Annotated in this window: 8 protein-coding genes; 3 read left to right on the forward strand and 5 right to left on the reverse strand. The window is 40.7% G+C overall.

The genetic code is table 11. The features are described from left to right. The first annotated feature begins 101 nt into the window (after nt 1–101). The gene (gene fmdA / locus L634_RS0103935) at nt 102–1,289 is read left to right on the forward strand and encodes a formamidase (RefSeq protein WP_026581313.1); all 1,188 of its coding nucleotides are present in this window, start codon (nt 102–104) and stop codon (nt 1,287–1,289) included. A 567-nt stretch (nt 1,290–1,856) separates the two neighbouring features. Here fmdA and L634_RS0103945 read toward each other — a convergent pair. Further along, nucleotides 1,857–3,899 (reverse strand): alkaline phosphatase family protein, encoded by a 2,043-nt coding sequence (locus L634_RS0103945; protein WP_026581315.1) that lies wholly within the window; start codon nt 3,897–3,899, stop codon nt 1,857–1,859. Between the two features lie 431 nt (nt 3,900–4,330). Between L634_RS0103945 and L634_RS0103950 the strand changes: the two genes are divergently transcribed. Continuing rightward, nucleotides 4,331–6,094: a Rieske (2Fe-2S) protein gene (locus L634_RS0103950; protein WP_026581316.1), complete on the forward strand. Its 1,764-nt coding sequence runs from the start codon at nt 4,331–4,333 to the stop codon at nt 6,092–6,094. A 203-nt stretch (nt 6,095–6,297) separates the two neighbouring features. Here the strand turns inward: L634_RS0103950 and L634_RS0103960 are convergent, their stop codons facing one another. The 4 genes from L634_RS0103960 to L634_RS30575 form a co-directional block, all read right to left on the reverse strand. Next, on the reverse strand, nt 6,298–6,816 hold the full coding sequence (locus L634_RS0103960; protein ID WP_026581317.1) for a YfiT family bacillithiol transferase: 519 nt from the start codon (nt 6,814–6,816) through the stop codon (nt 6,298–6,300). Nucleotides 6,817–6,833: 17 nt separating this feature from the next. Further along, nucleotides 6,834–7,529: an aspartate/glutamate racemase family protein gene (locus L634_RS0103965; RefSeq protein ID WP_026581318.1), complete on the reverse strand. Its 696-nt coding sequence runs from the start codon at nt 7,527–7,529 to the stop codon at nt 6,834–6,836. 148 nt (nt 7,530–7,677) lie between these two features. Further along, nucleotides 7,678–7,977 (reverse strand): hypothetical protein, encoded by a 300-nt coding sequence (locus L634_RS33270; RefSeq protein WP_157452343.1) that lies wholly within the window; start codon nt 7,975–7,977, stop codon nt 7,678–7,680. A gap of 334 nt (nt 7,978–8,311) precedes the next feature. Then, nucleotides 8,312–8,524, reverse strand: coding sequence for a DUF2179 domain-containing protein (locus tag L634_RS30575; RefSeq protein ID WP_157452344.1), 213 nt, complete (start codon nt 8,522–8,524; stop codon nt 8,312–8,314). A gap of 162 nt (nt 8,525–8,686) precedes the next feature. On the opposite strand from L634_RS30575, the gene L634_RS32465 reads away from it, so the two are divergent. Next, nucleotides 8,687–8,826, forward strand: a 140-nt coding sequence (locus L634_RS32465; RefSeq protein WP_157452345.1) for a helix-turn-helix domain-containing protein, incomplete at its 3' end; no start/stop codon positions are given.

Below are 8,826 nucleotides of genomic sequence, written 5' to 3' on the forward strand. Positions count from 1 at the left end.
GCTTTGACCTTGATTTACTCTGTTTCCATCAGCCTTATCAGTATAAGGTTGCTTAACGTGAATTTATCACTAATACAATATTAATTAGGGAGAGTGAAGATATGCCAAAACCAATGTTTCACGTTGATCTATCCAAAAGAATGGATGAACAAGCAGTACCAGGACACAACAGGTGGCATCCAGATATTCCAGCAGCATTCTCTGTTAATCCAGGAACTTCGTTTCGCATGGAATGTCTAGATTGGACGGACGGTCAAATTAAAAACAACGACGACCCGTCAGATATTAAGAATGTCAATTTAAAACGTGTTCATGTGTTAAGCGGCCCGGTCTATGTGAATGGTGTACAGCCAGGTGATCTTTTAGTCGTAGATATTCTCGATATTGGCGTATTTCCTGATGCAGAATGGGGATTCAACGGGATTTTTGCAAAAGAAAACGGCGGTGGCTTCTTAAGCGATCATTACCCTGAAGCTGCGAAGTCAATCTGGGACTTCCATGGCATCTATGCAACATCCCGTCACGTTCCAGGTGTTAAGTTCCCTGGCATCATCCACCCTGGTCTTATCGGGGTCGCACCTTCACAGGAACTTCTGGATGAGTGGAACAGGCGTGAAAAAGAGCTAGTAGATACGGATCCGAATCGTAACCCCGAGTTAGCCGCATTGCCTGAAAAAGAAAGTGTTGTTTTAGGACAAGTAAAAGATGCTGATTTTGATCGCATTGCAAAAGAAGGAGCCCGTACAGTTCCACCAAGAGAAAACGGTGGTAATTGTGATATTAAAAACTTATCAAAAGGTTCCCGCATTTATTTTCCAGTGTTTGTTAAAGGTGCTAAATTATCTGTTGGTGACCTTCACTTCTCCCAGGGAGATGGTGAAATCTCTTTTTGCGGCGGAATCGAAATGCCAGGTTGGATAGATTTACATGTAGACGTTATCAAAGGCGGTATGGAAAAATACGGGATAAACTCAAACCCAATGTTTAAACCAGGTCCAGTAGATCCCCAGTTTGGCGAATACCTTGTTTTCGAAGGTATCTCTGTCAATGAACTAGATGGAAAGCAGCACTATTTAGATGCCCACATCGCTTATCGAAGAGCATGTTTAAATGCCATCGAATTTTTAAAAACATTGGGATATACAGGAGAACAGGCCTATATGCTTTTAAGTACCGCTCCAGTTGAAGGGCATATAGGCGGAATAGTGGATATTCCAAATGCTTGTTGTACGATCGGTATTCCAAAGGATATTTTTGACAAAGACATTCTACCAAAAGTAGGGAAGTAATATGGGGTACTATACGTTTCTATGTAACAGTTGTGGTGAATTCACGGAATGGCATAAAAGTATTCTAGGGCAGAAAGGCTACGCATTCTGCCCAAATTGCCAGCACGAAGCTGCACGTGTTTTCAAACCGCCCCTTGCTTTAAGAATGGACAGCAGCTTAAAAAAGAGGATTGAACGCGGAATGGAACCACGTATAGTTTGTAAAAACAAGCTTCAAAATCGTAACGTAAAACGAAACGGAATACAAAAAAGACCATGGCAAGTTGGGCATTGAACATTAAAACACACCGGACCCTCAAAAGGTTCGGTGTGTTTTTAAAAGAATTACTCCCTATTTCTTTACCAATCAAGCATCAACAATACAACTATTATCTTTTGGTTTACATAATTTACTAACTTGTTCCCCTACATACAATCTTGCTTAAAAAGTATTTGCAAAGTAACTGTTTACCATTGGTAAGAGTTTGAAGTGATTCCTGCTTCCTCTGCTCGACACCACAATAGGTTCCTGTCATATTTAATGCCTGACCTCAAATGGTTTATACCAGAATCCTGCAACCCGTGATACTATTTTTCTTTAAATAATCCTGCCGGGATTTCGGCATCCCAGTTTTCAGGGATGTCTAATCGCAGCGCATGTGCAACAACAGCTGCAGTATCAACCACTTCCACACTAGTCAATACGGTGCCAGGTTCAATTGATGCCCCTTTTGCTGCCCAAAAAACAGTCTGTTCTACTGTGGAGTCTCCCCCGTGCCCAGTCCCTTTTCCGCCATGGTCTGAAGTGAGAATCACTAGCGTATCCTCCATCAACCCTTCATCTTCTAAAGCCCGGACAATTTGGCCGACATACTGATCTGCTTTTTGTGCTTGCTCATAGAATTTTGGAGTGTAATAGCCATATGTGTGTCCAGCACCATCCACTTCATCCAAGTGAATAAAAATGTTTCGGGTGTCCTGTCCATTTGTTTTGATATAATCGACCGCTTTTTGGGCCGTATTTGCATCGTTGCCGCCATTTACCTTATAAGCTCCGGCAGAATCTTCAATGATCCCTTTGTTAATCGGTGACCACGTGATAAAAGAAGCTTGCTGAAGCATCGGACGTTCTTGTTTAAGCAGCTTCATATAAGAAGGATAAGGATTATTTTCAGGATAATGGGTACTAGCTACAATGCTGTTCGTCAGTTGATGTTTGGACGGAACGACTCCATGTAAAATAGACCCCCAGTTTTGTCCGCTAATGGTTGGGAGCATGGCTTTTGCCTCATAGGTTCCAGCACCTTCACTGATTAGCTTTTGAATATTTTGTGCGTTTGCTTTGGGGTCTTTTACAGCATTTCCAATCCCATCAATTCCGATAAAAACAACTCTCTTATAAAGAAAATCATTTTTATAGGGAGCTAATTTATCTTTCATCATTTTCACATCTGCAATATCCACTTTTTTATCATCCGTGATATCCGCTGTTTGAGCTTTCTCCCAGCGATTATCACCTTCACGGCTGTTCTGATTTTTTAAGATGAAATTTAAATCATCATGGCTGAGCAGACCATCACCCGTTACATCGATAGAGTTTGCAACATGTACGTTGGCCGAAGCTGTTTTCCCGCCGTCAATGGTTTTTGCTGTAATCGTTGCGTTGCCTGGCTTCCCTGCAATTACAGTAGGACGACCGTTTATCATTTCTATTGTTGCAACGGTTTCATCGCTGGAGATCCATTCAATCTCCTTATTTGTGGCATCACTTGGTGAGACCGCTGCTGTAAGCGGCATTGGTGCACCTGATTTAAGGTCAATTTCCGTTTGGTCTAATGCGATTGATTCTACTGGTGTAGGCGGAAGTGGAGGAGCAGACTCATACATGGAGCGTACTTCTGATTCGGTCAAGGCCTTTCGGTAGATTTGCAGCTCATCCACTTTTGCTTTCAGTGCGGACCCATAGCTGCCAGTCCCATCCTGACCAATTTTAGTTGTATAAGGGGAATCCAGCGTACCTTTCATTCCCGAAATATCGACTGTATGAATTAGGTTTCCATCTTTATAAAAGCGTGCACTGCCGTCCCGATCATGTGTAACGACAATATGATGCCAGTTATAATCAACGACATCCGGCATATGATAATCCAGCCTGCTGCTTTCAGACGTTTTGAAGTTCCAGATGAGATTTCTTGAGTTCGCAGCTAAAATCCAACCAGTATTGCTGCCAGAATTCCAGTTTTTATTCGAAATGATCGAGGGATCTCCATTGATCCCATCTGATTTAAACCAGAACGCGACTGAAAAATCCGTACTATCACCGAACTGAAGTTCACCGGAGCTGCCTAAATCTATGTATTGTCCTGGTGAGGTAAAGCTGATGGCTTGTCCAATTCGTCCTTGTGAAAATTCAGGATTGCCGTGGACCATTGGCTTTAAAGCACTTGCCGAACCATCGTTGGAATTGTTTTCAAATTTTAAGTCCAGTACCGTTCCCTCATTGGCAAACACAACAGAAGACAAACCATGGGAAAAAACATTATAGGGGATATCGGTACTTGTTGCCGCAGCCGATAGTGCCACCGTTAATGCTGAGCCTACCACAACTTTTCTAAATATATTCGCTTTCATTATCCTACCTCCGCTATCTAGATTCATCATACATTTCAATTGTAGAAAGCAAATATAAACAGATTTGTAGAATTGCATTAAGAATTGTAAATAACTATTAATCTGGAATAATCCTCAAGTAGAATCGGGCGTCGTCTTGATGATTGGTGAGATGCTGTCTGAAAACATCGGTTTACTGGACCATAGCCCGCATGGTCACATGTTTACTCCTTTTTCGGTATATGGTTTTTATTATCATCATCTGGTACATTGACAAGTTGTCTAAACCCTCCAAATAAGATGTTTCAACAATCTCAGACTTTTGGATGAGAACATTTTCAACTTATGAAGGATTACGCTTTTCTATAATTAATATAAAGTAGTAGAAGATGATCATCATAGAGATCAAGACGCTGTGTTGGAAGGATGAACTTTAAAGGAGAGTGTATTCATTGGCAGAGGCAATTTATGTTGGTCAACTTGAAACGTTGAAGAATGATGGTGCAAAAGTTGTTAAGGGCGGTAAACACGGTATAGCTGTATTTTTTCATGAAGGTGAATTACACGCTGTCGATAACCGTTGTCCGCACATGGGTTTTCCTTTACATATGGGCAGCCTATGTGATGGAATCCTGACTTGTCACTGGCATCATGCTCGTTTTGATGTAAAGAGCGGTGGTACGCTCGATCCTTGGGCGGATGACGTGCCAACCTACCCTGTAGAGGTGAAGGACGGAGAAGTTTGGGTGAAGCCGACACCACACCATAAAGTAACTGTTGAAAAATTACAGCAGCGGCTCCGAGAAGGTCTAGAACAAAGCTTAAGCCTAGTCATCGCTAAAGCAGTTGTCGGTCTAGCAGAAGCGGGGATCTCCTCTAGAGAAATCGCAAAAGTTGGCGTAGAGTTCGGAACAAAGCATCGGCAAAGTGGCTGGCGTTCTGGTCTGACGATTTTAACAGCGATGACGAACATATTACCTAAACTGGACAAAACAGGTCAGATTCTTGCCTTGTATCAAGGTCTGGTCCACGTAGCTCGTGAAAGCTCTGGTATGGGAACACGCTTTTTACTAGGGTCATTGCCGATAACGAATGAGATGGAAAACCAATCTGTTGAACAGCTTGCAAAGTGGTACAGGCATTGTGTGGAGGTCCGTGATGCACAAGGTGCTGAGCGTATTTTGTTGACAGCGATTGAATCAGGCAGTACGGACGTACAACTAGCTGACATGATGATGGCGGCAGTAACGGATCACTTTTATATCAATACTGGACATACACTTGACTTCCATAACAAGGCGTTTGAGATTTTGGAACACATCGGAGAAGAATATCGTCCCTATGTATTGACTTCATTGTTGCCTGGTATTTCAAACATGTCTCGGAGCGAGGAATCCCATAGCTGGCAATCTCCAATCAACCTTGTCAAACCATTAAACGAAGCTTTTGAAAAACTAGAAGCCACTATCCAAGTTGGAAATTCAATGGAAGCAGCTGATTTTGATGAAAATGCATTAGTTGAACAGCTCTTATCTGACCAACCGATTGAGACAATTCAGATGATGATTCAAGCCCTTGAGTCTGGTGTCACACCTGTTCGGTTAGCACAATTGGTTTCATTGGCTGCAGCTGAAAGAATTGCGCGCTTCCATACACAAAATGATTTCAATGATTGGATCACTGTCCTTCATACATTCACCCATGCACATGCGGTACACCAAAGCTTGGAACGTTCGACAACTGTGGAATTGACACGTGCTGTATTCCATGGTGCAATGAGTGTTTATCTGGATCGTTTCCTGAACATGCCTGCTGCTAGAAAGCCACAACCCGCTGAAGCTGTAAAAACAACTCAGGATCCTTCGGAGTTATTGGAAATCATGAATAAACAGCAGCAAGTGACAGAAGCTGCTCGTTGGGTAATGACGTATTTAGCTGGTGGCGGAGAAAAAGCCCCTCTTTTCAACATACTCGGTCATGCCTTGCTTCGAGAGGACGCTGAATTTCATTCTTTCCAAATGTATGAAGCAGGTGTCGTTGAGCATGATTATTGGGCAGGAGAAGAATCGCACATTTCAGACCGAGCACAGGAAACGATGATTCTCGCGATAACACGATATCTCGCAGGTCATGCCCCTACCGCAAGAGAAATGCCGCACACAGCTCGAATTGCGATGAGACTCCATGAAGGAGAAAAGCTTTTTGAAGAAAAATGATTGATTTTTGAAAAAGGCTGTTCCCTTTTACTGCAGCCTTTTTCATCCTTGCTGAGTTTTATTTACTTGGCTGCCTTCTGTCAAAAAGACACACCGGTAGTAGGTTCATCTGCTATCATGGTAACAATTATTTTTTGATCGGGGTAAGTAAAACCAAGTTTTTTATTAAAATTTTTCTAGTAAATATATAGTATATTATTTCATTACCAACCTAATCGATCACGAAGAGAAGTAATATGCGCAACATGATGCAGCCCATGCCAAGCATAGATCCCAATATTAATGCTTAGCTTAACAACACCTGATTCCGGGTGCTGGAACGTCTTTGCCAGTTCATCCTGTTTCAAAGAACGCAACAGAAAAACCCATCTGCTATGTAAAGACTCTATTAGTTTTAATGAAACGTCTACTGGTAACTTCGAATCAGGGAGCTCAGCCCACTTTCCTTCTTCATACAGTTTAATGGAAGGAGTGTTTTCTGTGAGAGCCAATTTAAAACGAGTATAACTATTTAAATGGCTGTCGGCAATGTGGTGGACCACTTGACGAATGGTCCATCCGTCAGAGCGATAAGCTGTATCTAACTGCTCATCATTTAAACCCTTCACAGCTTCTTTTAATTCAAATGGAAGTTCTTCAATCTCTTTAATCCACCTCTCTAATAATTCTGCTGTTGGCTCTCCGTCATAATTAAACTTTCCAATAGGGTAACGCAAATCCATTCAAGCAACTCTCCTTTCTATATTTTCTTTAACGACATATTTACTGCTTCAAGAGCATGTATAACAGTTGTGTCAAACAGAGGAACATTGGAATCCTCCGGTTTTATCAATAATCCAATTTCTGTACAGCCTAATATAATTCCTTCAGCTCCAGTTTCGATCAAACGTTGGATAACCTTTTTATAATAATCCCTTGAGGTTTGTTGAACCTTCCCTAAACATAACTCTTCATAAATAATCTTGTTTACAATCTCCCTTTCATGATCATTTGGGACGATAACCTTTATACCATTAGATTCTAAACGTGATTTGTAAAAGTCTTGCTCCATAGTATACCTTGTGCCAAGTAATCCAACGGAACTAATTCCTTGCTCTTTAATTTTATTAGCTGTTGCATCTGCAATATGTATAATAGGTATGTTGATTTTTTCCTGTATATCATCAATAACCTTGTGCATGGTATTGGTGCAAATAACGATAAAATCTGCGCCCCCTTTTTCCAGAGAATGTGCAGCGTCACCCAATGTTTCACCAGCCCTTTTCCAGCCACCCTCTGACTGAAAACGCTCAATTTCCTCAAAGTCAACGCTGTATAAAAGGCATCTTCCAGAATGTAACCCACCTAATCTTCTTTTCACTTCTTCGTTAATAATCCGATAATACTCAGCAGATGATTCCCAGCTCATTCCACCAATAAGGCCAATAACTTTCATGTTAAATCCTCCAAACCATCGCCATTTTTGTTTTCTTCTTTAGCATCAAGTACAAGGACAAATCTTCTTATTTAAAAACGTCACTTTGAAACAAAAATATATCTTCTAAATAAACTTCCATTTAATATCGGATAATCCCTTCTCATATTCAAGAAAATGGGCCTGAAATGAAAAATGAGCGCTTATCCTTGTTCCAGGATAGCGTCCCTATAATTGAATAAGGGTATAATGAAGCAGTTGCCTTTAATCCCATCTTAATGATTCCTTTCTGGCTAAATGCGTTAGTATCACCAATCATTGTATACATTGCTCTTAACAGTGAATTTGTTCCCATTCCGAGCATGCTATTCCAGCTCTGGTATACACCACTTGGTAACTCAACGTACATTATTTCAGGGATACCTGGATTAATGTTACTCGCTATTGTTTTAGCAACCATGTTCCTCATTTGGTTCCCATTCTTTAAGGTGTACGACAAACAAGAATGGAATAAGGAACAAAAGAAATGAGAAGATTTATAAGTAGCTAAATATAAAACCATAAAATGTTGTACCTGTCTAAAAAAGCAAATAAAGGGTGCTGACTTTGTCAGCACCCTATACAACTATCCGCCGTACAAAAATTTCACAAATAAATTTAAAGGTGTCAAACTTATTTTACAAAAGGTGAGCGTTCTAGGGGCACCGGGAGAAATTAATTTTTTGCTATGGGCAGGCTGAAATGAAGGAGTAAACCCTTCGCCATACACATCAGCCTCACACAAAATGATAAAAGCATGCGGATTAATTTCCTGTACCATGTCTCTTAAAATCCTGTACTTTCTTTGGATTAAGGACAGTCATCATAATGACTCTTTCACTATTGGTATAACCTCCTGCCCCCGATCTTTTCGTAAAGCCTCTATTTAATTCATGGAGAACCGTCTCGGTTATTTTCATTTCAAATTCTTTAGAAGATATGATATATGCTACTTTGGATCCCTTTTTATTCCCCATAATAATATCCACGGTCTTTCGCGTCACAAATGTAAACGCTAGAATAAAGTTGACACTTTTTGCTCGATAAGATTTTACACTTTTGCTCAATCAACCTACTACTTTAGTAAAATAGATCGTGACGTTATTTTACTGGAGGTTAGGATTTTGGAGGAGAAGTTAGTGTTATATATAAAGATTCAGGAATTACATAAGAGAAAGTTTAAAGTAGCACAAATCGCTAAGGAGCTTAAGATCTCAAGACCGACTGTCTATAAGTATTTAGAAATGACATTCGATGAAGCAAGAGCCTATACTGAACA

The organism is Bacillus sp. J33 (genome assembly GCF_000518885.1).
Classification (GTDB): domain Bacteria; phylum Bacillota; class Bacilli; order Bacillales; family Cytobacillaceae; genus Cytobacillus.